This is a genomic window from Alteromonas sp. CH_MED4-4, from assembly GCF_037029575.1.
GTDB classification, from domain to species: Bacteria; Pseudomonadota; Gammaproteobacteria; order Enterobacterales; family Alteromonadaceae; genus Alteromonas; species Alteromonas macleodii.
This window is the reverse complement of the sequence record NZ_JAYMEU010000016.1, coordinates 1-25,255: the sequence shown is the minus strand read 5'-3', so window position 1 is coordinate 25,255 and position 25,255 is coordinate 1. Positions and strand designations below refer to the sequence as shown.

General features: G+C 44.2%; 19 protein-coding genes. 6 read left to right on the top strand and 13 right to left on the bottom strand.

Features of this window, described 5'->3' with window-relative positions; translation table 11 throughout:
• The first annotated feature begins 99 nt into the window (after window positions 1-99).
• Window positions 100-459 carry a VOC family protein gene (locus tag WA381_RS12350; RefSeq protein ID WP_156086137.1) on the top strand — a complete coding sequence of 120 codons (360 nt, stop codon included), beginning with the start codon at window positions 100-102 and terminating at the stop codon, window positions 457-459.
• A gap of 118 nt (window positions 460-577) precedes the next feature.
• Here WA381_RS12350 and asd read toward each other — a convergent pair whose 3' ends face one another.
• On the bottom strand, window positions 578-1,702 hold the full coding sequence (asd, locus tag WA381_RS12345; protein ID WP_014948878.1) for an aspartate-semialdehyde dehydrogenase: 1,125 nt from the start codon (window positions 1,700-1,702) through the stop codon (window positions 578-580).
• 480 nt (window positions 1,703-2,182) lie between these two features.
• On the opposite strand from asd, the gene WA381_RS12340 reads away from it, so the two are divergent.
• Window positions 2,183-2,749: a cytochrome b gene (locus tag WA381_RS12340; protein ID WP_014948879.1), complete on the top strand. Its 567-nt coding sequence runs from the start codon at window positions 2,183-2,185 to the stop codon at window positions 2,747-2,749.
• A 137-nt stretch (window positions 2,750-2,886) separates the two neighbouring features.
• Here WA381_RS12340 and WA381_RS12335 read toward each other — a convergent pair whose 3' ends face one another.
• Genes WA381_RS12335 through WA381_RS12325 form a run of 3 tightly spaced genes read right to left on the bottom strand, consistent with a single transcriptional unit; the run spans window position 2,887 to window position 6,175 of the window.
• On the bottom strand, window positions 2,887-4,485 hold the full coding sequence (locus tag WA381_RS12335; RefSeq protein WP_069943989.1) for a sensor domain-containing diguanylate cyclase: 1,599 nt from the start codon (window positions 4,483-4,485) through the stop codon (window positions 2,887-2,889).
• Window positions 4,478-4,921 carry a hypothetical protein gene (locus WA381_RS12330; protein ID WP_069943990.1) on the bottom strand — a complete coding sequence of 148 codons (444 nt, stop codon included), beginning with the start codon at window positions 4,919-4,921 and terminating at the stop codon, window positions 4,478-4,480. The genes WA381_RS12335 and WA381_RS12330 overlap by 8 nt, the downstream gene beginning before the upstream one ends.
• A 9-nt stretch (window positions 4,922-4,930) precedes the next feature.
• Window positions 4,931-6,175, bottom strand: coding sequence for a hypothetical protein (locus tag WA381_RS12325; RefSeq protein WP_069943991.1), 1,245 nt, complete (start codon window positions 6,173-6,175; stop codon window positions 4,931-4,933).
• A gap of 332 nt (window positions 6,176-6,507) precedes the next feature.
• Here WA381_RS12325 and WA381_RS12320 point away from each other — a divergent pair, with 332 nt between their 5' ends.
• Both WA381_RS12320 and WA381_RS12315 read left to right on the top strand, forming a co-directional pair.
• A complete protein-coding gene (locus tag WA381_RS12320; RefSeq protein WP_014976045.1) occupies window positions 6,508-7,005 on the top strand; it encodes a M48 metallopeptidase family protein in 498 nt (165 codons plus the stop codon).
• Between the two features lie 113 nt (window positions 7,006-7,118).
• Window positions 7,119-7,538, top strand: a complete 420-nt coding sequence (locus tag WA381_RS12315) for a CBS domain-containing protein (RefSeq protein WP_014948884.1) — start codon at window positions 7,119-7,121, stop codon at window positions 7,536-7,538.
• A 103-nt stretch (window positions 7,539-7,641) separates the two neighbouring features.
• Here the strand turns inward: WA381_RS12315 and WA381_RS12310 are convergent, their stop codons facing one another.
• Window positions 7,642-10,683: an efflux RND transporter permease subunit gene (locus tag WA381_RS12310; RefSeq protein WP_069943992.1), complete on the bottom strand. Its 3,042-nt coding sequence runs from the start codon at window positions 10,681-10,683 to the stop codon at window positions 7,642-7,644.
• A 3-nt stretch (window positions 10,684-10,686) separates the two neighbouring features.
• Window positions 10,687-11,769 (bottom strand): efflux RND transporter periplasmic adaptor subunit, encoded by a 1,083-nt coding sequence (locus tag WA381_RS12305; protein ID WP_061485276.1) that lies wholly within the window; start codon window positions 11,767-11,769, stop codon window positions 10,687-10,689.
• A gap of 209 nt (window positions 11,770-11,978) precedes the next feature.
• Between WA381_RS12305 and WA381_RS12300 the strand changes: the two genes are divergently transcribed.
• Together WA381_RS12300 and WA381_RS12295 are read left to right on the top strand one after the other, a co-directional pair.
• Window positions 11,979-12,593, top strand: a complete 615-nt coding sequence (locus WA381_RS12300; RefSeq protein ID WP_014976048.1) for a TetR/AcrR family transcriptional regulator — start codon at window positions 11,979-11,981, stop codon at window positions 12,591-12,593.
• A 509-nt stretch (window positions 12,594-13,102) separates the two neighbouring features.
• Window positions 13,103-15,184: a TonB-dependent receptor gene (locus WA381_RS12295; protein WP_049585922.1), complete on the top strand. Its 2,082-nt coding sequence runs from the start codon at window positions 13,103-13,105 to the stop codon at window positions 15,182-15,184.
• Between the two features lie 94 nt (window positions 15,185-15,278).
• Here the strand turns inward: WA381_RS12295 and WA381_RS12290 are convergent, their stop codons facing one another.
• The 7 genes from WA381_RS12290 to WA381_RS12260 form a co-directional block, all read right to left on the bottom strand.
• Window positions 15,279-15,770, bottom strand: coding sequence for a GNAT family N-acetyltransferase (locus tag WA381_RS12290; RefSeq protein WP_049585890.1), 492 nt, complete (start codon window positions 15,768-15,770; stop codon window positions 15,279-15,281).
• A gap of 93 nt (window positions 15,771-15,863) precedes the next feature.
• Window positions 15,864-19,043 carry an efflux RND transporter permease subunit gene (locus WA381_RS12285; RefSeq protein WP_156086138.1) on the bottom strand — a complete coding sequence of 1,060 codons (3,180 nt, stop codon included), beginning with the start codon at window positions 19,041-19,043 and terminating at the stop codon, window positions 15,864-15,866.
• A 9-nt stretch (window positions 19,044-19,052) separates the two neighbouring features.
• Complete coding sequence (locus WA381_RS12280; protein WP_014948891.1) at window positions 19,053-20,201, bottom strand: efflux RND transporter periplasmic adaptor subunit; 1,149 nt, start codon at window positions 20,199-20,201, stop codon at window positions 19,053-19,055.
• Between the two features lie 139 nt (window positions 20,202-20,340).
• Window positions 20,341-21,456 (bottom strand): GGDEF domain-containing protein, encoded by a 1,116-nt coding sequence (locus WA381_RS12275; RefSeq protein ID WP_069943995.1) that lies wholly within the window; start codon window positions 21,454-21,456, stop codon window positions 20,341-20,343.
• 2 nt (window positions 21,457-21,458) lie between these two features.
• On the bottom strand, window positions 21,459-22,070 hold the full coding sequence (locus tag WA381_RS12270; protein ID WP_069943996.1) for a PqiC family protein: 612 nt from the start codon (window positions 22,068-22,070) through the stop codon (window positions 21,459-21,461).
• Between the two features lie 177 nt (window positions 22,071-22,247).
• Window positions 22,248-23,900, bottom strand: coding sequence for an intermembrane transport protein PqiB (gene pqiB / locus WA381_RS12265; RefSeq protein WP_049585894.1), 1,653 nt, complete (start codon window positions 23,898-23,900; stop codon window positions 22,248-22,250).
• Window positions 23,897-25,039 carry a paraquat-inducible protein A gene (locus WA381_RS12260; protein WP_156086139.1) on the bottom strand — a complete coding sequence of 381 codons (1,143 nt, stop codon included), beginning with the start codon at window positions 25,037-25,039 and terminating at the stop codon, window positions 23,897-23,899. Before WA381_RS12260 ends, pqiB begins: the two co-directional genes overlap by 4 nt.
• Window positions 25,040-25,255: the final 216 nt, after the last annotated feature.

Here is a 25,255-nt window from a genome sequence, read left to right as displayed (position 1 = left end):
TGTCTTATGTTAAACGATTAAGCACGTTTAGAATTTAATCAATAAGTCTAAAGTTGGTGATAGTATGAGCTCATCATTTTTTAAAAAGAGGAGAGTGACATGCAAGAAAGCACCAAACTCAACTATGTCGAATTTGCATCTCTAGATATTCGCCGCTCAAAAGCGTTTTTTGAAAGTGCGTTTGGCTGGTGTTTTACCGATTATGGCAGTGAATACAGTGCGTTTAGCAATGCTGGCATGGACGGAGGGATTTTTTCTGCACAACGTGTGATGAAGGCAGAAAGTGGTGCGCCTTTATTGGTGCTGTATTCCATTAACATTTCTGAAGCGCAAGAATGTGTAGAAAAAGCAGGTGGAGCAATTACTAAACCGCTGTTTGACTTCCCGGGGGGCTGTCGCTTTCATTTTGTCGAGCCAGGTGGTAATGAGCTTGCTGTTTGGTCTGAGTCGGCAAAGTAGCGCTATCGTATCTTCGATGTCTAGTGATTCTGGCTTTTATAGTCTGATAAAAAACGCCTTGCGTGTAACGACACAGCAAGGCGCTCTAAATTCAGATTAATTAGCTATTGGCTTGTCGTTACTTTTGCTCAAGCACAATGCGCAGCATTCTGCGAAGTGGCTCTGCGGCACCCCACAATAGCTGATCGCCGACAGTAAATGCCGAGATATATTCAGGACCCATGTTAAGCTTGCGAATACGGCCTACGGGAATAGACAGTGTACCGGTCACTTTCGCCGGCGTAAGTTCTTGCATCGTCGCGTCGCGATCGTTAGGAATCACTTTTACCCAGTCGTTGTGGTTAGCCAAAATTGTTTCAATTTCGGCTAGAGGCAAGTCTTTCTTTAGCTTAAGTGTGATAGCCTGGCTATGACAGCGCATGGCGCCAACACGTACACAAATACCGTCAATCGGCACTTCACTGCCTTTAATACCTAAAATCTTGTTGGCTTCCGCTTGGGCTTTCCATTCTTCGCGGCTTTGACCTGAAGGTAGTTGCGAATCGATGTACGGAATTAAGCTACCCGCAAGCGGAACACCGAACTGTTCACTAGGGTAGTCTGCGCTTCGAATAAACTCAGACACTTGCTGGTCAATTTCTAAAATCGCGGTAGCAGGATCTTCAACTTTAGCTTTCACATTACTGTGAATTGCACCCATTTGATTAATTAGCTCACGCATGTGCTGTGCACCTGAACCTGAAGCGGCTTGATAGGTCATTGGCGAAGCCCATTCAACCAAGTCTTTCTCAAACAGGCCACCGAGTGCCAGAAGCATAAGGGAAACCGTGCAGTTTCCACCTACGTAGGTACGAATGCCTTTTTCAATGCCACTATCAATTTCTTTACGGTTTACTGGATCTAGAATAATTACGGCATCGTCTTTCATACGAAGCGCTGACGCAGCATCAATCCAATAACCGTTCCAGCCAGTGGCTCTTAAATCGTTGTACACGGCTTTTGTGTAGTCGCCGCCCTGACAGGTAATAATGATATCCTGTTTAGATAGCGCTTCGATATCGTGCGCATCTTCTAGAACACCAGCATCCTTTCCAGCAAAATCTGGTGCTGCACTACCTTTTTGCGAGGTAGTGAAAAAGGTGGGCTCAATGTGCGCGAAATCTTGCTCTTCTTGCATGCGCTGCATTAATACTGAGCCAACCATACCGCGCCAGCCCACTAAACCTACTTTTTGTTGTGACATTAAATTGAGAACCCTTGTTACTAAAATGAAAAGTACTTCACCACCTACGCCTTTTGCTCAACGCTAACACATGTACTTTTGAATTAACGTGTCTATCAATTGAACGTAGAATGATGTCGAACGCCGCTGCTTTATTGTGCTGGCGCAATACCTGTCGTTTTTATTTTTGTCTTTGCAGTCTAAGTGTTATTTATCCCGCTGGCTAGATGGTTTTTATAAATAATCTATCGCTGATATAAGCATTTTAGAAACGGCTAGTTCATGGCAAAAAATTTAAATAAAACACTTGAAGGAGCAATCAAATCGCAGGGTAGAGAGTGAACCTGTATTAACCCCTCATTGTGTCTATGCACTGCTTACGGTCTAAAAATTGCTTTATAAATAGAATTAATCCCTCACAATGTGTGAGGAGATATACAATATTGAGATACGCTTTAAGGAAAACGTAGTTCTTAATATGAAAATAAAAGTGAGGAACGCATGCAGTACGATAGTCATAACAAATTTGCTACCACTACGGTATTTTTGCACTGGTTGGTTGGATTAACCATTATTGGCTTGCTTGCCACTGGGATTTACATGTCGGAAAACGGTGTGTATGCACTATACCCCTGGCACAAAGCGATTGGTTTTCTTGTACTCTTTGTCGCACTAGCACGTGTGGTATGGCGCATGAAAAATGGTTGGCCTAGCGCTGCTGCTAACTATAAGCCAATAGAGCATAAATTAGCGTCAGTTGTGCACTGGGTGTTAATTATCGCCACGCTCTTAATGCCAATTTCAGGCTTGATGGCGTCGGTATTGGGTGGGCACGGGCTGTCAGTTTTTGGTCTGGAGGTTTTCGCGCCAAATTATAGTGTTGAAGATCCTGAGAAAACGCTACCGATAAATTATGAGCTTTCCAAAGCAGGTGGCGCTATACACTTCTATCTTGGTTATACCGTTATTGTCGCACTCTTGCTACACATTGCTGGCGCTCTTAAGCATCATTTCGTTGATAAAGATGGCACATTGAAGCGCATGCTAGGCAAAACCATTGGGGAGTAGTGCTTAATATCCTAGTTTTTGTGTATACCTTCGTCATCGTAAAAGTATTTTGACTGAAGTTTGCACCTTGGGAGAACAGGTAGATAACTTTCACGTAGAAGCCGAGCTATTTTTGCTCGGCTTTTTTTCTTCAACATTTATTGGCTGCCATTACGTGATGCTGAGTCAGCAAAGAAGAGATAGTCATTGGGCGCTGAGACCTTGTTTTGTTTCGCTTTGTACATGGCAATGTCAGCCAGTTTTATTAACGTATTCATGTCATCGCTCATGGCAGGGAAAAAGGAAACGCCGACACTCATTGAAATAAAGGTTGGCTCTGGGTCGCCGTTAAAGTAGAAAGGTTGCTTCACCCCGTCATTCACTTTTTCTATGGCGCGTTTTACGGAAACTTCGTCTTCAGCTTGAAGTAATAATACAAACTCATCGCCGCCCCAACGTATCGCTACATCGTTTTTGCGAATTTTTTCCTGTAACTGTTCAGCCACAAAGATGAGTACTTCGTCGCCCGCATCATGACCGAAAATATCGTTCACCGCTTTGAAGCCGTTCAGGTCAATTAACGCGAGAGCGAAGTGGTGGTCTTTTCTCATTAACTTCGCAATCAGCTTTTCACCGCCATTGCGATTATAAATACCTGTGAGTGCATCGAAGTCTGCCTGTAAGGCCAGTTTCTGGAGTTCGTGTTTTCGACTAGAAATATCATTCAGCGTCAGCTGATAGTAGCGTTCGCCATCATCAGTGACTAAAGGGCTTGCGATTAGTTGAACCCATGTGGCGTCGTCAGTTTTCTCTGATTTTAGTTTATATTCACCTGTTGCAAACTCATTGCGTGCAAATGCCTCCGAAAGCGAAGTTTTCATTGCAGTAGGCGCTTCAAATAGCTCCTCAAGTAGCTCGCCATAACCTTGCTTTATCTCTAGGCCAATCTTTTCTACCAAGTCGTTGAAGGCCTTATTTCTAAGCTCGATAATTCCATTTTCCGCCATTAACACAGTGGCAGACTTTGCGTTTTCAAAAAGCATTCTGAAACGCTTTTCCAGAAATTCGATTTCTTCCCTAAGTTGACGCTCTTGAGTGAATTGCTCTTCGACTTTGTTTAACAGTTGATTGGTGTCCTGCACCAGCTCGCCTATTTCACTTCGGGAGTGATACTCCGGCATTTCAATTCTTTCTTTTGTGCCTGGAGTAATCTTATGCAGTGAACGACCCACGCGAAGCATAGGAGAGATTATGATGTAGTAGGTAATTATCAACGCAACAATGCCGACAACCACTGCTTCAACATACAATGAATAATTATTGTCAGTACTTATTTTTTTCGCCTGTTCAATAATGTGGGCAAAGTTAGGGTAAACATTGACCTCAGCCAAGGTGTCTTCAGGAATGAATGGGTGCCTCACCAAAAATACCCGAGGCTTGACGTCTTTGCTGATGGCATCGTTCACGTTGAATTGATAATACATTGCATCGCTTTTTATAGACGCAGCGAGTATTTTTTCACTTTTAACCAAGCCGTTGATCGCCTCTTTTGCCAGATCTTCATCTTCTAAAAAAGCAGCGATAGACGCCGTTGCGGCAACGGTTTGGTAAAGTTCTTGAATATCGTTGTTCGCTTCACTAATTTCGTGTTCATACGTAGCGCGATAAAAAAATTCGGCGGTCGTAAGTACTACCAGCATAGCAGCAGCTACTAATATGAGTGAAAAACGAAACCCTAAGCCGTGGATGTTAATCAAAGCGGTACACTACCTTCATTTTGTCGGTGACGTACGACTCATATACATAGGCTAAGGCTGACTCATCGTCTTCTAGCCGTTGTTTAACATCTTCCATAGTTTGTTCTATCGCAGGTGGTTTAACACGTCCAGAAAACTTCAGTCTAGACCAATACGCATTAACGCGAGCAAGGGGAAGGCCCACCAGCGATTTATAAAATTGACCTTTTAGCTCGTCATTAAGCTCTATATCGATGGGCGTTGCCTGCCTACCGTTAGGGAAAGCCGAGTACTTGCCCATGAAGAGATCTATAATCCCTTTCTTATCTAAAACCTGCACATCATTGTTTAAGTTAGTAACAACAACGATTTTCTCTTGTGATTGCGCTACAGAGGAAAAGCTATACAAGGCAAGCACGACAGCCAGTAGGGGTGAGAAGTGTTTATAAAAAGTCATCTCCTCCCCCTAAAAGCTGAAACTTAACGCAACAAAGAGAGTGTGAACAACCCCATCTTCATCATCTACAACAAGACCATCTCTGGCGCGTAGGCCAGTTCCTCTAGCTTCAACATCAGTTCGCTCAAACTGCACTTTAAAGGCTAGGTTTTCTTGCAAATCCCAACGCCATCCGAGAGAAAGTGTTTGTTGATGATGTGCCAAGCTACTCGCTACTTCTTCTACAAAAACGGCTAGTTGAGCAGTGCTCTCGTTTATTGGGAAGCCAGGTTGCTCTTGGCTAAGAAAGTATGTGTCTGTTTTTGCAAATGAGTATAAACCGTAGAATGTATGCGCACCATAAAGATAGCTGAGGTTGAGGAAGCCATTAAAAGAGGGTCTCAACGCAATTGAATTTGAATCGATATATGATAGCTCGCCAGAAAGCTCCCACGCATCAAAATAACGGTTGAAGTAAACGGACGTATAGTGAATGGTTGTATCTTTAAGGCTTACTTCTTTAGCAAAGTCTATGGCGCCGCTCCAAAATGGCTGTAGCTGCGCAACGGAAGCAGCTACAACTGCTAAATCTTCGTCGTCATTGTCCGCTTCGGTTTGGGTGTGTTTAAGAGCAAGGCTCCAGTCGAATGAGACAAATTCAACACCAATTGAACGTAAGTTATTAAACCTAATCGGGTTGTAATCGTCACTAGAAAAGTCACTCTCTCCGCTTCCCCAAAAGCCTTTAATCAATAAATTAAAGTTGTCGTAAGGCTTAGTGTAGCTAATGTCTCCTCCATCAAAGCTTCTTGCGGGAACAATACCGTAAACCTCGGTGGGGACTTTCACCCAAGGATAGGCTATCGACACGTCTCTGGTATCACTGAAGTGAAAAATATCGGCCGCAAGTCTTCCTGCTCTTACTTGCCACGATGGGGTTATATCGTATCTTAGAAAAGCCATCTGGGTTATCGAATCCAGGTTTTGCTCATCTTGCTCTCGATAAACGAATTGACCCACAAAGTCTAGGTTATCAGAAACGCTGTAATCAAGCTGTACGCCAACTAAACTCAAAGGCTTGAATGCAAGGCCGCCTTTTTTCGCCGATTCAGCTTGAGACCGGTCTGAACGAAACTGATACCTGTCAGAATCGGAAGTTGCTGTTGCAACGGTGCCAAAACCACTAACCTTTACGTTCTCTTTTTCAGCAAACGCACTATTAACAATGAGGAAGCTCATCACCATAGCGATAACTGAGAAGGGCTTTTTAATCATCAATGCGTATCCAAATTCAAGCTTGTCTTTGCTAACACCTAAAAATCATACTTTCGAGCTGCTGGTTACAGTAAGAATAGTAAAGAAACAGGAAAACGTATGAAAAGTCAGCTTTTTTTATTTTTTTAACCGAGCGCTTGATAAATGCGAGTGGTATCTTCGAGCGTTGTTTGACCAGCATATCATTTAGCTTGTCGTTACTGTAGGGGGGATTCCTAATATGACTTATTGTTACTGCTGTTTTTTTATTTTCAACAGAAATGTTTGTAAGCGGCTTTCACTGTCTACGGCTCCAATTTGCTTTATAATTCCTGACGTAAAGGAGAAAAAACGTGAATGAATATGCTCGGTATTTTAACGGCTACCCTTCAACTATTGTGGAGCAAGCCTTACAGCTCATTTCCAGCAATCGGCTACAGCGTTATTTACTAAAAAAATACCCAGAGGCCCATGATATAACCACCGACAAATTGCTGTATCAGTACGCGACGGAATTAAAAAAGCGATACTTAAAAAATGCGCCACCGTTTGGGCGCGCCGCGTTTAAAAAGCAAGGTGATATGATAACTAACGCGCTAGGTACGCATACTTACCGTATGCAGGGTAAAACGCGCAAACACGACTTGGCCATTAATAACGATTTACTCTATGCCCCAGAGGCCTTGTTAAAAGCCCTTGTAGTGCATGAACTGGCGCACTTTAAAGAAAAAGACCACAATAAAGCCTTCTATAAACTTTGCTGCTATATGGAGCCAGATTATCATCAACTAGAGCTGGATTTACGCTTGTTCTGTGTGGCCGTATCAATGGGAGAAAATCCGTACACGTAACATGTGAACGCCTCATCAGGTGTCGCTATGTTTAAACCCATGTTGAGTACAATTGTCGTGTGCTTGCTATAACTAAATTAAAGCCCAAGCGCTGGAATTAACGAGGAGTATTAATGAGCATTGCTAAAATTATGTCTACGCGGGTGGTTAGCGTGCACATGGATGACAGTTTACAGTCATTGCGCGAGCTCTTTGCTGCTACGGGGTTTCATCATTTGGTCGTGGTGCATGACAATAAGCTGCAGGGGATTATATCTGACAGAGACTTGATGAAATCGATTAGTCCTTTTGTAGATACCCTAAGCGAACGAAAGCTTGATCGCGCTACATTGGATAAAAAAGCGCACCAAATCATGACTCGTGAAGTCATTACACTTAACCCAAGTGACTCTGTTTATTCGGCTATTGAGCTTTTTAATACCCATAAAATTTCCTGCATTCCTATTATCGACACGAAAAGGCATCCAGTAGGAATGGTGTCGTGGCGCGATGTGATGAAGTTTATGCAAAGTAGGGTAGAGGCAAAGCGTTAGGTCGGTACTCGTATGTTATTAATAGTGAACACCGCTTTAAAGGGGAGTGGTCTCTCTACCTGCGTTTATAAATTGCGGTAAAGAGACCGTTAGTTTTAAAGCGTTAGCTTTTGCGGTAGCTGACTTTAAACAGCAAACTGTAGAGTACGGGCACAGCGATAAGTGTAAGTACCGTCGCAAAGGCCAGGCCACCCATAATGGTCACTGCCATATCGGCAAAGAAGGCGTCGAACAGCAGCGGCGCCATACCTAAAATGGTCGTTACCGCCGCCAGTGAAACAGGGCGTACACGGCTGATCGTAGCGTCAACAATCGCTTGGCGAATGGCTAAGCCTTCTTCTATCTGAAGGTCAATTTCTTCAATAAGTACAATAGCGTTCTTAATAAGCATGCCAAACAAGCTTAAGAAGCCGAGTAGCGACATAAAGCCAAACGGCATATCGGTACCTAATAGACCAGAGACTACACCAACAATAGCCATAGGTACTACAAGCCAGATAATCAGCGGCTGACGAGCATGACCGAATAGCAACACTGAGATAATAAACATGACTAGGAAGCCAGCAGGCAAGCCAGCGCCCAGCGCTTTTTGTGCATCGCTAGAGCTTTCAAATTCGCCGCCCCATTCTAATGAATATCCAGCTGGAAGTTCTATGTCTTCAATAAGTGGGCGGATTCTCGCTAACGCTTTGGCAGCAGTTTCATCGTCACCCGGCTCAGCTTCTACCGTAATGGTGCGAACGCGGTCGCGACGGTGAATACGCATTTCTTCGGTCATTAACTCCAAGCCCTGAGATACCTGCGTGAAAGGCACATATTGGCGCTGTTGCGTAGACCATACTTGTGATTCACGTATTGATTGAAGCTCGGTATCTTCTGCCTTACCCATCTTTGCAATAATGTTGTAAGCATAATCACCGTCTTGCACCGTACCTAGCTGAACGCCGCTACTTGCATACTGTATAGTCTGGCTAAAGTCACTATGCGAAACGCCAGCAATCCCTGCGTTGTAGTTGTCAAATTGCGTATTAATAGCAAAGCCTTTTTCACGCCAGTTATGTCGAACGTCTTTCACTTGTCCGTCAGCAAAAAGCAGTGCTTTGGCTTCATCCGCCAGTTCGCGAAGTATTTCAGTATCTGGGCCTGAAAAACGGGCCTCAAGTTTTGCACCAGAGCCGGGGCCAAACTGCATGCGCTCCATATAAAAGCTAGCGTCGAAGTCTAGGTCGGTAAGCTTACTCGCAAGCGCGCTTTGAATAGCCGGAATATTATCAAGTTCATTCGCACGAACCATGAAAAAGGCATAGTTTTCGTTAGCACTTTTAGGTGCATAAGTGAGGGTGAAACGATCGGCGCCTTGCCCTATAAAGGTGGTTACAGCCGTGACGTTTTCCATTCCCAAAATACGAGCTTCAGCTTCTTTTGCAATGACTTCAGTGGCACGTATATCTCTATCTTGCGGGCCCCAATAATGCACAAAGAACAGCGGCGCGTTTGACGGAGGGAAGAAGCCTTGTTTTACCATGCCAAAACTTCCATAAGCCACGATAGTAATAACAAACAGTGCACCAATGGTTACCCAACGAAGCTTAAGTGCGCCTAAAAGTGCACGCTTAAACCAGCGTTGCGATGCAGAGAGTTCGTTACCTGTGGTTTGCCCAATACCTTTGCGGTAAAAATACGCGCCAAGCACGGGCACCAAGGTTACCGCTAATACCCAACTTATCATGAGGGAAACCAACACTACGGCAAACAATGAATAAAGAAACTCGCCTGTAGCATCGTTTGAAAGGCCTATGCCTGAAAAAGCCGCAATACCGATAACGGTTGCGCCAAGTAAAGGCCACTGTGTACGCTTAACAATAAAGCTGGCTGATTCTTTGGCTGTAGAGCCGGTGGCCATGCGCAGCATCATCCCCTCAGCAACTACGATAGCGTTATCTACCAGCATACCCATGGCGATAACCATGGCACCAAGTGATATCCTTTGAAGCTGAATATCCATAAGCCACATGATTAGAATAGTACCTAGTACGGTGACAAGTAGCACAGAGCCAACTACCACGCCTGAGCGCCATCCCATGAACAAACATAGCGTTAAGGTAACAACCGCCACCGACATAACGAGGTTATTTATAAAGCCAGTAACCGATTCGTCGACGACTGAGGCCTGATCGTAAATAGGCGTAAGCGTAATACCGACAGGCAGTTCTTGAAGCAGCTTTTCTACTTTTGCGTTAACACGCTCGCCCACATCAACAATGTTAACGTCGGTCAACGCTGATACTGAAAGCGTAAGTGCTTCTTCGCCGTTGTAGCGTACATGAACGGGCTGTATGTCGGCAGGCTCTAACTTTAGCGTGGCAATATCAGCAACCCGAAGGGAACGGTTTGTGCCAGGCACTACCACTGACAGATTAGATATTTCTTCTAGTCTGTCTGGCGCGCGCTCTACAATTAGGCGCACATTTTTTTCGTCAACTTTAATACGGCCGCCGTTGAACGGGCGCAGGTTGTCTTCAAAAAGAGAGGCGAGATCAGGAAATGAAATGCCTAAGCCCGCGAGTTGATAAGGGTTGATATAGGCCACTATCTGTTCTTTTTGAACGCCAGTGACATTTACTTTGGCAACGCCTTCTGTAGTAAGCAGGTCACGTCGAATAATTCGGGCGAATTCTCGAAGCTCCCGGGTATCGAAATCAGGTGCACTTAACGCGTAATAAAGCCCGTAAACGTCACCGAAATCATCAAATACCACTGGGTTTTGTGCACCCGTTGGCAACGAGCTTGCGGTGTCGCGAAGTCGCTTTCTCAACTCATCCCATATCTGTGGTAAGAGGTTACTGTCGTAAGTACTCTTAACTTCAACGGTAATTTCGGAAAGGCCCGGCGATGAAACTGACGTCACTTCCTTTAACTGCGGCATTTGCTGAATGGCAATTTCCAAGCGTTCAGTGACTTCACGTTCTACCTTTTCAGCACTGGCTCCAGGATAGTTGGTGTATACCTTTACCTGTTTGATGGTAAACGCAGGGTCTTCTAAGCGACCAATTTTGCTCATAGCCAAAATGCCGCCTAAAAGCAGGATGACTACCATTAGCCAAATGTTGACGGGCTTATCAATTGAATAGCGTGCGATATCCATAAATTACTTCTCTCCTTGGTAAGGAAGTACTTTCATGTCTGCACGCATTTGTGTTGCTCCAGCAGCAACCACTTGCTGGCCAAGAGTGATTTCACCTTGGCTTTTACCTTCGATAATTGCTAGTTCATTTTCAATATGCTTAACATTTACAGCTCGCTTTGTTACTGCATTCGTTTCTTCGTTGTATACCCATACGGCAAAGCCAGAGTCCTTGTTACCCACAAGTGATCTTACAGGCACAACAAAGCCCTCTGGATACAGACTACCTTGTAGGCTGACTTTTACCACTGCGCGGGCGCCTGGCGTTAACGGTAGTTCTTCGCGAGGCTCCATGGCAAACACCACTTCATAAGTTTGCGACACAGGGTCGGGTTGAGTAGAGTGCTCTACATAGTTCACCGGGTACCACTGGCTGCGATTGGTGGCTAATGTGGCGCTGGCTTGTTTTATCCCACGGCCAATATTGGCAGTAAGTAAGCGCTCAGGAACATTTATGTTGAAGTATATTTTAGACACATCTTGCAGGCGAGCAATCGGCGTACCTGCGGCAACAAAACTGTTATTTTCAACAAGTCGTTGAGATACCTTTGCATCAAAAGGAGCATAAAGCTGTGTGTAGCTCAAATCTTGCTCTGCATTTTTTAAGTCGATAACCGCTAGTTCGTAAGATGTTTTTGCAGTATCCAGAGAGCTCTGTGCAACTAGCTTTTGAGCGAACATTTTCTCAATTCTATCAAGCTCTCGTTTAGCCTGATCAAGTCGTGTCGTAGACTCGTCCACGCGTCTTTCGAATGGTTTACGATCAATAGTGGCCAGTAACTTGCCTTTATTGATATCACTGCCTGTCACCAAGTCGGTCTGGATAAGGCGGCCTGAAACTTCAAAGCTTAAATCGACGGTTTTCACTGCCGATACAACGGCAGGGAAGGTGAATTCGTCAAAATCTGGAATGTTGCTAACCGTAGCGAGTTTGACATAACGAGGTGCAACGTTTGCTTGTTGCTCGGCAGGCTCTTCGGAAGAACATGCACTTAAAGTGGAAACCGATAAAACGCTTAAAAATAAAATGTGAGAGAATCGCATCATGGACATAGGTGTATGTAATCCATAGTCAGGGTAATTAAAGTATAGATGTGTAAACCAAGGTAGTGATGATATGCACAACGGCAGCAAAGATAGTCATTACCTAAAGTAAACTGGTGAGTGCATTTTAGTGCGGTCACATTGAAAAGTAAACTGTTCGGTGTAAAATGATCGGGTTAATGTAGCGGATAACTAATTTTGAGAATTTCCATATGGTAGGCAACACACGTACGCGTAGCGACATCAAACGCGAAGCCATTATTCAGGCGGCAACACAGGCATTCCAAGAGTTTGGCGTTAACGGCACAAGCATGGATAAGCTGGCTGAACTGGCAAATGTGTCAAAGCGCACTGTGTACAATCACTTTTCTACAAAAGAAGAGCTGGTGATGCATTTGGTTACGCAGCAGTGGCAAACGGCTATTTTAAATATTAATAAAAAGTACGATGCTACGCTTCCGCTAGACGAGCAGCTAGAAGACCTTATTTTGCAAGACATTGAGTTTATGGTGAGTGAATCACACCTCGATTTAGCTCGGGTTGCGATTGGCCACTTCTTCTACGAGCCGGAAAAGCTAAAAGATGAAGTTGCGCAATTAAAAGCCCAAGAGACGGCTATGCACCGCTGGTTAAAGGATGCCAAAGCCGACAATAAACTCGCGTTTGACGACTTGGATCGGGTTGTCGATGAAATTGATAGCTTAGTAAAAGGGCAGTGCTTTTGGCCTCAGCTGTTCAAAATTGAAGATTCCCTCAGCGATAACGATAAGAAGAGCTTAGCAAAACACACAGTGGCTTTGATTTTAAGCCGCTATGCTGTTGTGTAGTTGGCAGGCTATATCAATGAGTTTGTTCAAGGCTCTTTCAGTATTGAAGGGCCATTGAACTTTTACTTCCCAAACATTTTTTCCGCTTATCCGTCTTCGCGCTAACTTCACAGATCCCTCTTGATTCAAACGGACTACACTTCAGATGATGTAGCCAGTAAATACCTTTTCACTTAGCTGTTTGTTCTCCCTGTCGCTCGTCCTCCGACACCTGCAATATGCTCCTCTACAATCGTACGAAATATATTCACCTGCTTATTCTTTAGTCTATTTTGGTGCAATTTGAGTCTTATTCATCTAATAAATTAAGAAAATTTATAAAGAGTTTTTAAATTTTGTCGCTTTTGCTCTCGTCATTTGTTCTAAATTTTTATAATATCCCGACCAAAAATAACAACTATTATTATTTGCAATTGCAAAGTTCGGCAGAAAGCCGGGTCGTGATAATAGGGTTTTACAGATTTTTAAAAGTAAACACACAACACTTACAGAACACTTGGAGAGCAATTTTGAAATTCAAACTTACGAGTATTGCTGCTGCGATAATTCTAAGCCCAGCAACTTTTGCTGCTGATATGGAAGATATTGAGAGACTAACGGTGAAAGGGAAGTACCTTTCGGTTAACCAGTCCAACTCAATTAAAAGCCCTACACCTATTATCGACGTGCCACAGAGCTTGTCGATTATTACGGCTGAAGAAATAACGGCTCGCGGTATTACTAGCATTGGACAAATTATTGACTACGCACCAGGTGTTAATACATCGCAAGGTGAAGGTCACCGCGACTCGGTAGTATTCCGTGGTGTGCGCTCTACTGCAGATTTCTACTTAGATGGTAACCGTGATGACGTTCAATACTACCGTGCACTTTACAATGTTGAACAGGTAGAAATTCTTCGTGGTCCAAATGCATTGCTATTCGGTCGCGGTGGTACGGGCGGTATCTTAAATCGTGTATCTAAGAAAGCGAAAACGAGCGATAAGTTTGTAAACTACAACGTATCTGCTAATACGTTTGGTGCATACAACTTACAGTTAGACACCAATGTTGACACGGGCGATAAGTCGGCCCTGCGCATTAACGCCATGTACGAAAGCTTAGATAATCATCGCGACTTCTTTTACGGAGATCGTTACGGCTTCAACCCAACGGCACGCTTTGAGTTAAGCGATGACACAATTGTTGATGTGTCGTATGAATATATCGACCACGAGCGCTTTATTGACCGCGGTGTGCCAACAGCCAACGGCGAGCCAGTTGAAGCGTTTGAAGAAATCGTGTTTGGCGATCCAGATAACAATTACCAAACATTGGGCGCTGACGTGTTCCGTGCAAACGTTGAGCACACTTTCTCAGATAACCTGAAAGGTAACTTCAACGCTTTTTACGGTGACTATGACAAAGTTTACTCGACCTTTTATGCGGCAGGTTATAACGCTGAGACTGAGCAAGTAACGCTAGACGGATACGTTGATACTACGCAGCGTGAAAACATGATCTTGTCTTCTAACCTAGTTGGCGAATTTGAAACGGGAAGCATTGGGCACACGGTTATCTTCGGTGGTGAGGTTATTAATACCAAGTCAAACCAAGATCGTTACAACCCTGTGTTTGATTCCACTGACGGTGATAGAGAAACGTTTAATATTTCACGTCCGTTAAGCTTCCGTGGTTTAACTGGTACAAATGCTGAAGGCGTAACAGTTACAGCAGACTTCTCTGACTTGAACGACGATACGCATGTAGACTTGGATGTATACTCTTTCTATGTTCAAGATGAAATTGCACTATCAGACAACTTCGACCTTGTACTAGGTGCACGTTTTGACAGCTTCGATATTGAAGTATTCAACGCGGACCCTGAAGTTTTAGAGACACGCAGCAGAAAAGACGAAGAAGTGTCACCGCGTGCAGGCCTAGTGTATAAGCCACAGAAAAATATCTCTATATACGCTAGCTACAGTGAGTCATTCTTGCCACGCAGCGGCGAGCAATATGCGAATATTAATGGCGACGCAAACGCGCTAGATCCAGACACGTTCACGAACCAAGAAATTGGTGTTAAGTGGGACTTCAACGACAGCATGAGCTTTACAGCAGCTATCTTTGAGAACGAGCAGACGTCATTGGATAACGACCCGAATGACCCTGAAAGCTTTGTTGAAGTTGACTCAGATGTATCTGGTTTTGAGCTACAGCTGCAAGGTTATATCACAGACAAGTGGTATATTACTGCAAACTACAGCAACCTTGACGGCGAAAACGCAAGTGGCGTAGAGCTTCGTGAGCTGCCTGAAAATACGATGTCTGTGTGGACAACCTACGAAGTGAATGAAGTATTTGGCTTCGGCATTGGTGCTACATATCAGGACGAAAGTAAGGTATCGACAAGTGCTTCATCGCCTGTACTACCTAGCTATACGCGTGTTGATGCGTCTGCTTACTACACGCTTAGCGACAAAATGCGCCTTCAGTTAAACGTTGAAAACTTGACTGATACGCTTTACTTCCCGAATGCACACTCTACGCATCAGGTAACAGTAGGTGCGCCAATTAATGCGCGTCTATCACTGATTGGTTCTTTCTAAATTAACCGTCAGTTTTAAAATATTGTTTAAAAGCCATTCGCGAAAGCGAGTGGCTTTTTTTATCTTTGCACTTTGTATTTAGAGGCTTTGTGCTCTATTCGCCTTGCTTTGCAAAGTCGATAAGTGTCTGTCCATCCATACGATAGCCTAACCATTCACTCTTTGGTTTAGCGCCAAGTGACTCGTAAAAATCGATAGCTGGTTTGTTCCAATCTAAAACGCTCCATTCGAAACGCCCGCAGTCGTTTTCTACCGCTGTTTTAGCTAAGTGTTGCAATAACGCTTTCCCTGCACCCAGGCCACGTGATTTTGGTGAAACATACAAATCTTCAAGGTAGAGACCATTGCGTCCTTGCCACGTTGAGTAATTAAAGAAATACACAGCGAAACCAATAGGTGCGTCATCGCTTTCACACATTACACAATGCGCGGTTGCGCCTTCTCCGAATAATGTTTTTAATAGCGCTTCTTCATCTGCTTCTACTTCATGCTCTGCTTTTTCATAAATAGCAAGTTCCAGAATGAACTGGCGAATTTGTGAAATATCCTCAGGCGTGGCGGGTCTTATTGAAATGGCGTTGCTCATGGTGACTCCCATCATAAATAATCAAAAAAAATGAGCCAATAAAGGCTCATTTTAAAACAGTTAGGTGTTTGTAGCTTTTCTCAGCGATAAAAGCTAGTCCATCGATGCACTTGGCTGAGGTACATGTGTGTGTGAAGTACTATTGCCGTCGTTATCCTTAGTAGGCTTTTTGCGTACAATCTTGCGCTTAATAAACGTAAACGGACCACGTAAATCAAGCAATATTAAGTACAAGCACGGCACCAATATAAGCGTTACAAGCGTAGCGTAAAGTACTGCAAAGCCGAGTGCTGCAGCCATTGGTACAACAAACGCTGCCTGTAGGCTTGTTTCAAACATAATGGGCAGTACGCCCACAAACGTAGTGATTGAGGTTAACGTAATCGCTCGGAAGCGCGCGGTACCAGCTTCGGTCACCGCTTCTTTAATGCTGTAGCCTTGTGCACGGCGCTGGTTCACAAAGTCAGTCATGACTAGTGAGTCATTGATAACAACCCCCGCAGCAGCGATTAGGCCAAAGTTAGACATCATAGATAAGTCTAAGCCCAGCACAAAGTGGCCGAAGACTGCGCCTGTAAAACTAAACGGGATAACCGACATGATAATAAGTGGTTGCCCATAGCTTTTAAGTGGTACAGCAAGAAGGATATACACCATGATCATGGCAGCTAAGAAAAACAATATCTGCTCATTCTGTTGCGCTTGCTGCTCCTCAATGTCACCACCAAGTTCAGTCATAACCGACGGGAACGACTCTTTTAATTGAGGAAGTAGCTTCTCTCTAATTTCAGTGACCACTTCGTTTGGCTCAATCTTTTCTTCATCGATATTGCCCCAAATGTAAACGCTACGGTATCCACCTTCACGGCGAATGTAGCTTATACCTGGTTTCTCCTCTAAGGCCACAACGTCACCCAGCATAACTTCCTGACCATTAGGCGTGGTGATCAAAGAGTACTTCAAGTCGGCGAAGCGTTCGCGGGTAAGTTCTGGGTAGCGCACCATTACTTTCACTTCTTCACCGTTTCGAATAACACGTTGTGCCTCGCCGCCGTAGAAGCCTGCACCTACTTGAGAAGCGATATTAGATAAAGTAAGACCCAAGTCGTACGCAACTGGAAGCAATGTCATTTGTACTTCTTTGCTTGGAGGGTCGATAGTTGAGCTAACGTCAAACAAGCCCTCTTGCTGCTGCAGCATTTCAATAAACTTAAGACCTGCTGCGTTTAGGGTGTCGATATCAGGGCCAAAGAGTAAATAACCAAATTCGCCGTCATCACCATCACCGTTTACGTCATCAACTACGGTAAATGATTTCATGCCGGTAATTTCAGGAATGGCTTCGCGCCAGCGACGAGCAAGCTCAAACGTGTCAATAGGGCGGTCTTCTTCATTAACTAACGGCGTTAAAATACGGCCTTCAGTTCTGTCATCGTTAAACGCCAGGCGGTCTCTTATCATGCCTTGACCAAACTCATCGATGATTTGTTCTTCAACGTCTAAGATTGTTTGCTCAACAATTTTTAACGCGTTAATGGTTGCTAAATCTGAGACGTTTTCATTCATCTCTATTTTAACGCTTGGGAAGTCATGAGGTACTTTCGGATTGGGGACCATTCTTACGTAATTAGCACCAATAAGCCCCATACTTAGCATTAGCATTGCGACGAACATCATGAGTACAGCCCAGCGCCATTCAATCGCTTTCGCTAGAGAACGCTTGTAAGGACCGTTAACAAAAGCAAAGAATCGCTTGTTAAAACGCGACCGCCAGCTATTTTGTTTAACTGGGGAAAATTTAGTGTGGGCTAAGTGGGCCGGCAGAATGAGCTTAGATTCAACTAGACTGAATGCTAAACACAAGATTACGACAACAGCGATATTATAGAAGAACGCGCCTTCAGGCCCGCTGCTTAGCGTAAACGGAGCAAACACGGCGATAGTGGTTAAAACACCGAATGTGGCGGGCGTAGCTACGCGCTTGGCACCGCGGATTACATTGTCAACACCGCCACCTTTGCTTTCAATTTCGGTGTAAGCACTCTCGCCAATAACGATCGCATCATCAACCACAATACCCAGTACCATGATAAATGCGAACAGCGAAAGGATGTTTATGCTTACACCAAACAAAGGCATTAGCATCATGGCACCAAGGAAACATACCGGTAAACCAACCATAACCCACACGGCAAGCCTAAAGCGCAAGAACAGGGTTAACATTAGCGCCACTAGAATTGAGCCTTGAACCAGGTTCGACAACATCATGTCTAAACGAGCGTTAAGGTAATAGGTCATATCAACCAGAATTTCTAGGCTTACTCCTTGAGGAAGGCTTTCGTTTTTCTGATCAATATAGGCTTTTACGGTTTCGGCTACAGGAATGGTGTTTTGGGTTTTAGTGGCTTTAACGGCAATGTAGATAGCGTTCATGCCGTTGTATTTAAAGTAGCGTTCACCTTCAACAAATCCATCGTTGATATAAGCGACATCGCCCAAGGTTACCTTAGCGCCGCCTGTGCCAATTTTAATAGGGATTTGCTTAAACTCATCGCCGCTGTAGTACTGGTTTTCAACACGTACCGATACGATACCTGAGTTAGTTCTAAGCTGACCTGCGGAAATGTTGGCAGAGTAACTATTAATTGCCTGTGTGACATCGGCAATAGTTAAGCCGTACTTCCTAAGCGTATCAGGTTTAATTTCAATGGCAATTTCATCGTCCGGCGTATTGGCTTCAACCAAAGAGATAGAGCCAAGTTGTAGAAGCTCATCTTCCACCTCTTTTGCCAGCACTTTGAGTTCTGATAAAGGCAAGTCACCGACAATAGGCATTTCAATAACTTGCTGCTGGAACTCTACTTGGGAAACATTAACCGGCTCCATGCCAGCGGGGAAGGTGGCAATACTGTCAACGCGAAGCTTCACCTTATCAAGTACATCTGTTAATTCAGCTTTAGTGTCAATTTCCAGTGTAACTGCACCGCCACCGCGAAATGCACGTGAAACCGTACGCTTAATCTCAGTAATGTCTTTTACTGCTTCCTCAACTTTAATGAAAATACTCTCTTCAATCTCTTGAGGTGAAGCACCAGGGTAGTTGGCTTCAACGGTGATGTAGTTTATTTCGATGTTTGGAAACATCTGACGCTGAATAGTGAAATAGCTCGCTATCCCCATGATGATGATAAAAATCATCAGTAGGTTGGCGGCCACGGAGTTTCTGGCGAACCAAGAAATAATGCCGGTTTGTGTATCGTTGTGGTTTTCCATGACAGCTCCTTAGTTCGCTTTTGCTGTCACAATTTCGGTCGTGGTCTCAATGACCTTAACAGGCATACCGTTTTGAGGATATTCGGGCAAACTCATCACGACTTTTTTGGCATTGAAATCGCCTTGAATAAGGAAGTCGCCATTTTCTTCGCGAACAACTTTAACCTTTTGCGATTTTAATCTGTCTTCGTCATCTAACGTCCACAACAATCGATTGGTTACCAACTCTTGAGGTACGCGGTATACGTCGCTAAGGGTTTTTCCTTCAAATGCGATTGTGCTATACGAACCAAACTTTACGATAGGCTTCGACGAATTGATGGCGTAAGGATCTTCAATACGGGCAACGAAATAGCTCATACGCGTGGTGTTATCTACCACACCCGTATCACGGTGAATGGTACCTTTTACAGTAGCGCCCTGCACATCATCTACTTCGATGGCGATTTCACTACCAATGGTGTTGTCTGCTAGAAAAACACGGTCAAAGCCGGCTACAGGGAAGGTTACTTCAGCGTATTCGATGTTGTTAATGACAGCGACTGGCGTGCCTTGAGTTACATAGTCACCAGTGCTGATATCTCTAGATACTATAAGTGCATCGTATGGTGCTTTTACCTTACAGTTGTCTAAGTCACGCTTTGCGATTTTAAGCTGCGCTTCAGCTGATTTTACGCCAGCTTGCGCACTCATCACTTGAGGTTTGCGAAGGTAAAGGTCAGTAACCCGTGCGTTAGGCATCGTTTTCGCTTCTTTGGCAGCGACATCAGCTTGGGCTTGCTCTTGGATAAGCTGTGCTTGCGCGCTAGCGAGGTTAGCTTCAGCCAGCAACAATGCCGCTTCATATGCGTCAGCTTCTATTTCAAATAAGGTTTCGCCACGTCGAACCAGACCGCCGCTCACAAACTTAGGGTTCCAGCGCTCAACTTCTCCCGATACCTGAGCTGCAAGGTTTGTGGTTTCAAGGGGCGTTATTTCGCCATACGAGGTAAGTTGAACGCGCACGTCTTCTGGCGATAAAGCTTCAATAGTCACCGTTGGGCGGGTATCAACTTCTTCTGTAATAGTATTATCAGAGGCAGAGGCTTCGATTCCTTTCATACCTAAGTAGCCTACTAATAAAACACCAATAGGCAGTGCAACTTTCATCCATTTCATGGCTAAATCTACTTTTATAGCGAATACTTTACATAGTGTAGCGCTAAAGTGTTTCAGGAATACAGCGCAAATGTAACTAAACATGAGTCAATTTTGTGTAAAGTCAGTTATCCGTACTGATTTAAACAGGGAAATTGGTTTAGTTTTCCGAAAAAGAGGGGGAGCTCAACGACGAAAATTCACACACGAAATCTCGACCATTATCTTTGGCATAGTAAAGTGCTTGGTCTGCTCGACGAACGGCGCAGGAAATATCTATATCGGGATTTACTTCGCTCACCCCGAAACTACTCGTTACATGGATCTCGCTACCGTTAATATTAAGCGGTGCGTTGTTCAAAATATCTCGAATATTTTCCAAGGCATTTACAGCACCCGCTTCATCAGTATCGGTAAAGATGAACATGAATTCTTCGCCACCCCACCGTGCGAGAATATCTTGTCCTCGCAGACGAGAACTAAACACTTTTGAAATCTGACGAAGGACCTCGTCACCTTGTTCATGGCCTAAGGTGTCATTAATACTTTTAAAGCGGTCAATATCTGCAATGGCGACTGAAAATTTACGTTTGCTTCTCAGCATTCTTGCGTACTCGCGCTCTAGACACTGCTGCGCACCTCGCCGGTTTAATAACTGAGTTAAGTGGTCATGCTTGGCCTGGCGCTCAAACTGCTCACTTAAATAAAGTGCTGTGTCGTAACTCTTTTGTCTACTGTACTCATAAAACGCCGACAGAAATGAAACGGTTAAAAAAGAATACAGTAAACGAGTTTTAAACGCGTAGGTGTAGTTTGCTACAAATGAAGCGTCATTGAAGGCGAACAGCACGATGGCGCTAACTAGCGTATAGGCAATAAGTGCGATGAGGCCTCTGACAAAGCCTGCAAAAAACATAGTGACTGGCGGCACCAAGTAAATCCAAAGGGGACCGGTATTGTCTTTTCCACCGGTAATCAGCAGCAGGAGAGTCAGTACCATTAAACAGATAATGAGAAGTGTTATAGACCATGTACGAGCTTTGGCTGACGCAAACCGAACTTGTAAGCGCTGTGAAATAGCAAATACTACACTGGCAGTATAGAGCGTAGTTGAAAGAGAATATTCACCGTCAATAAAAGCCCTAGAGCCAAGCAAGAACGTGATAGACATACCCACTGCCGCAAAAAGGTTCACCACCATAATGCGTCTGTTGGTTTCATCCTTGTAGTGACGGCTTACGCCACTAAATACGTATTGCTTGAGAGCGCCGAACATGATTAAACAGATTTTGTCACAGTTTTTCTAATATCTTCTGCGAGTTGTTGGATAGTATTTCTCATTGCTTTGATACTTGGAGAAAATCCATCATCTTCAAGGGGCGTTTTGAATAAAAATGGATAGCTTTGCGTTTGGCCTTCCACGTGAGTAATCACATATTGGCCAGATAGAATAACTTCCCCTTCATAGGTGCTGACAAAATCATTGAGGTGCAACGCCATATGAATGGCTTCTTCACTTGCGTAGTGATCGGGGCGAAGCAATGACACTTGCTTTGATGCTAACGCGCTGGTTAGCGCCTTAGTAAGCCCTTCGTCTACAGGTTCGGCCCATAAGTGACTGGTTGAGATATGCAAGTTGGTGTCACTGGTTTGGTACACAAGCCCACGGTGTTTGAGATATTCCGGTAGGGTTATCTTATCTATTACAACAGCCGTTGATGCTTTGTTTACGGTATATGCACTGTCACCCGTGGTGTGAAGTAAGTAGTATGTCAGCGAACGAGGCGCGCTACTACACGCCGATAATACGCAGGTGAAAAGCGCAAATACACCGATAAACAGTGCTTTACCTGTAGGTTGAGATGGGAAAACCTTAAACTGCTGTATCATTCTATTTATTCCTTCCATCCTTGTTTTTGGATGTTTCGCTATGGCAATACTGTCAATTGACATTCACTGTAGCGTATTACTTTCTTAATATCGGCTAATTATCAAGGATAAAGAGCATTCATTTTTTACGCCATTGTTGCTCGAAAATTAACCGCGTATTTGTTTGACTCTACTGCGCTAATTCTTCGCTTTAGGTTGAATGTCCGCTTCATCATCCTTTGAAAATATTAAACTATTCGGAGACTGGTTTAGCTTTAACAATAAAGGCTGAATGTTGCGCATGGTTTCTTGCAGCGCATCAACGGTCTCTTTTATCTCAGACTGGTTAAAACCACCCTCGCTGTAATTTTTAAGCAGGCCATCAAGGCTAACAAGAACCTGATTAAGATTACTATTTAATGCTTTCGCATCAATATCAGCGATAAGTACATCAAAGTCGCTGCTCGCCGTTTCCACAGACTCAGCAGCTAAACGCATGTCTTCAACGGCTAACTGCACATTTTCCACCATTTCCTTAAGCGGAAGCTGATTGATTTTGTCTAAAATTGCGTCGGCCTTTTGCGTCAATTGCGTGAACTCGTTACTAACAGTAGGAATTACTTCGTAGCCGTTAATCACTTCAATGCCGCCGTTACTGTCGGCATCAGGTACATGCTGTAAATCTACATACAAACCACTTGTTAATACATTACCCATGCGTAGCGATGCGCGAAGATCTCTTTCTAGCCAGTTTCGAATGGTTTGCTTTATTGCACTAAGGCCTTCTTTGGTATCTGGCTGCCTTGCTTTACCGGGGTAAATATTAATAAGCACGGGGATGGGATAATCTCGCTCCAAAATGTTGCCATCTAAAGCAGGGAAGGAGTTGATAGCAGTTACGTTGCCAATTTCAATACCACGGTATTCAACCGGTGCGCCAACGGTTAGACCTCGCACACTTTCATCGATAAGTAGCAAGTATTCAGCGGCGACTTTATAACGTGCATCTGAGGCGGATGTGCTATCCCCATAAATTGTGAAAAAGGCGTTATCTAGCACTTGTTCACCTTTTGGCACGCCGTCAGGGATCCCAAAGGTAATACCGTTTGCTAATAAGGTTTCCAAGCTGCCTGTTTCAATGCTTACACCGTTCGATTCAAGCAACAATTTAACACCGCTGACATCCCAGAAACGTGTCGTGTTGGTTATGAGTTTATGGTAAGGCGCTTCAATAAATGCGTCGTAATACACCACACGTTCTTCAATATTAAAGGTAGCGTCTTCAAACTCGCCAACTTTAAACCCTTTATAAATAACGGGATCGCCAGGTTTGTAGGCAAATTCGTCGTCACTTTTTAACATAACATGAAGCCCTGGAGTGCCAGGAGGCGTAACCGGTGGGCGCTCAAGTGCCGTAAAATGGAGTTGCTCTTTGCCTTTATCACGGGCTGACATGGCAATATAGCTGCCAGACAAGAGGGTGTTAAGCCCTGAAACCTCTGAAAAACTTATACGGGGGGCGACAACCCAAAACTTTGCATTTTCATTGAGTAGATGGGCCGCGCTAGCATCAATTCTGGCCGTGACAAGTACGCCGTTTAAGTCAGGCTTTAGCGTTATCTTTTTTACCTGTCCAATATCTAGGTCCCGCACTTTTATTGGTGTTTTGTTTACCTCAATACCTGTTGCCGAATGCAGCTCTATCGTAATGAGAGGGCCCTGATTCTTCCATTGGTAGTACACCATCCAGCCACCAATAACGATAACAAGAATTGGGATAATCCAAATGCGAGAAATGGACGAGGTCGGTTTGACCTTAGCTTCATTAATGTTCGGATCGTTTGTGGTCATGGTAATTGCTTCCACTGCTGCCAAATTAGCCTCGAATCAAACGTCATCGCGGCTATCATCGTTACAAATACAACGGCACAAAAGGCGAGTGCCGCTTGGCCCGGATAAATAGACATGGTGTTCCCCATCTGAATAAGGGATACCAGCACTGCTACAACAAAAACGTCTATCATCGACCAGCGGCCTATCGCCTCAGTGATGCGGTAGTAACGTATACGTAATTGTTTTGAAGTGGTTTTCTCTCGCTGTACGGAAAAATTGAGCCAAGCAAGAATGATAATTTTTGCCACTGGCACTACCACGCTGGCAACTAAAATAATTATCGCCACTGGGTATGAGCCCGATTCCCACAACGATATGACACCACCAATAATGGTATTGGGCGTCTCTTGGCCAAAAAATTCAGTATACATAATTGGCAATACATTAGCAGGAATATATAAGATACAAGCAGTGATCAACAACGCCCACGTACGCTGAATACTCTCTCGCGCTTGCGCTTCACACAATGGTTTAGGTTGTGGTGGTTGGCCTTGAGACATCCACATGGCATAGCGTGTGGGATCAAATTGGGATATACAAAGAGCCGTGAACGCTGAAAAGCCAACGAATGCGTAAAATGACAGGCCTATGGAAACGTCGGCCAACTCGGTAATTTTGATAAGGCTAACCAAGGTACCAACCAGAAAAATTTCTGCCATGCTCCACGGTAAGAGGGCTTTCACAAGTTTGTAAAGCCGCGGCAAGTAAAAGGGGCGTCGGTTTTGTATTTGAGCTAACGATAACAATAGCAGGCCGCCTAGTACCATTCCGGGCAGCAATAATGTTGCTAAGCTGGTTACTATCGCTAGTGATAAATAATCGTTTTCGATGAGTACGGTAATACCGGTGGGCAAGTCAATACTGTGCTTTTGACCGCTTGCTTTAAATGTCAGAAAGTTAAAAGGTAACGAAAGTAATAAAAATATCAGGGCACTGAAGGTATAAGCGAGCAACTTTTCGCTTGCGCCATCGCGATGAGATATTAGTGTGTGGTTACATACTGGACACACGGCCCGTTGCCTGTGTGCTAGCGCGGGAATGTGTACCTGAGTATGGCATTGCTCACAAACTATAGATAACGTATTTGATTCAGCCATATGCTTTTGCACGCCACTTTTTGTATGCTCGTTGTATGATAGATAGCAGCCTAGAGGTATAACTAGTTGATTTTTAGTATCAACAGCATAGCTTATTGCAGGCATGTCGGGAAGTATAGCCAGTCGTATTTAACAGTAACCGTCATTCCGCACCTAATTAACTGATTTATTTTTCTTGACACCGATCCCCCATTTTGATCTATTACTCATCTTTGG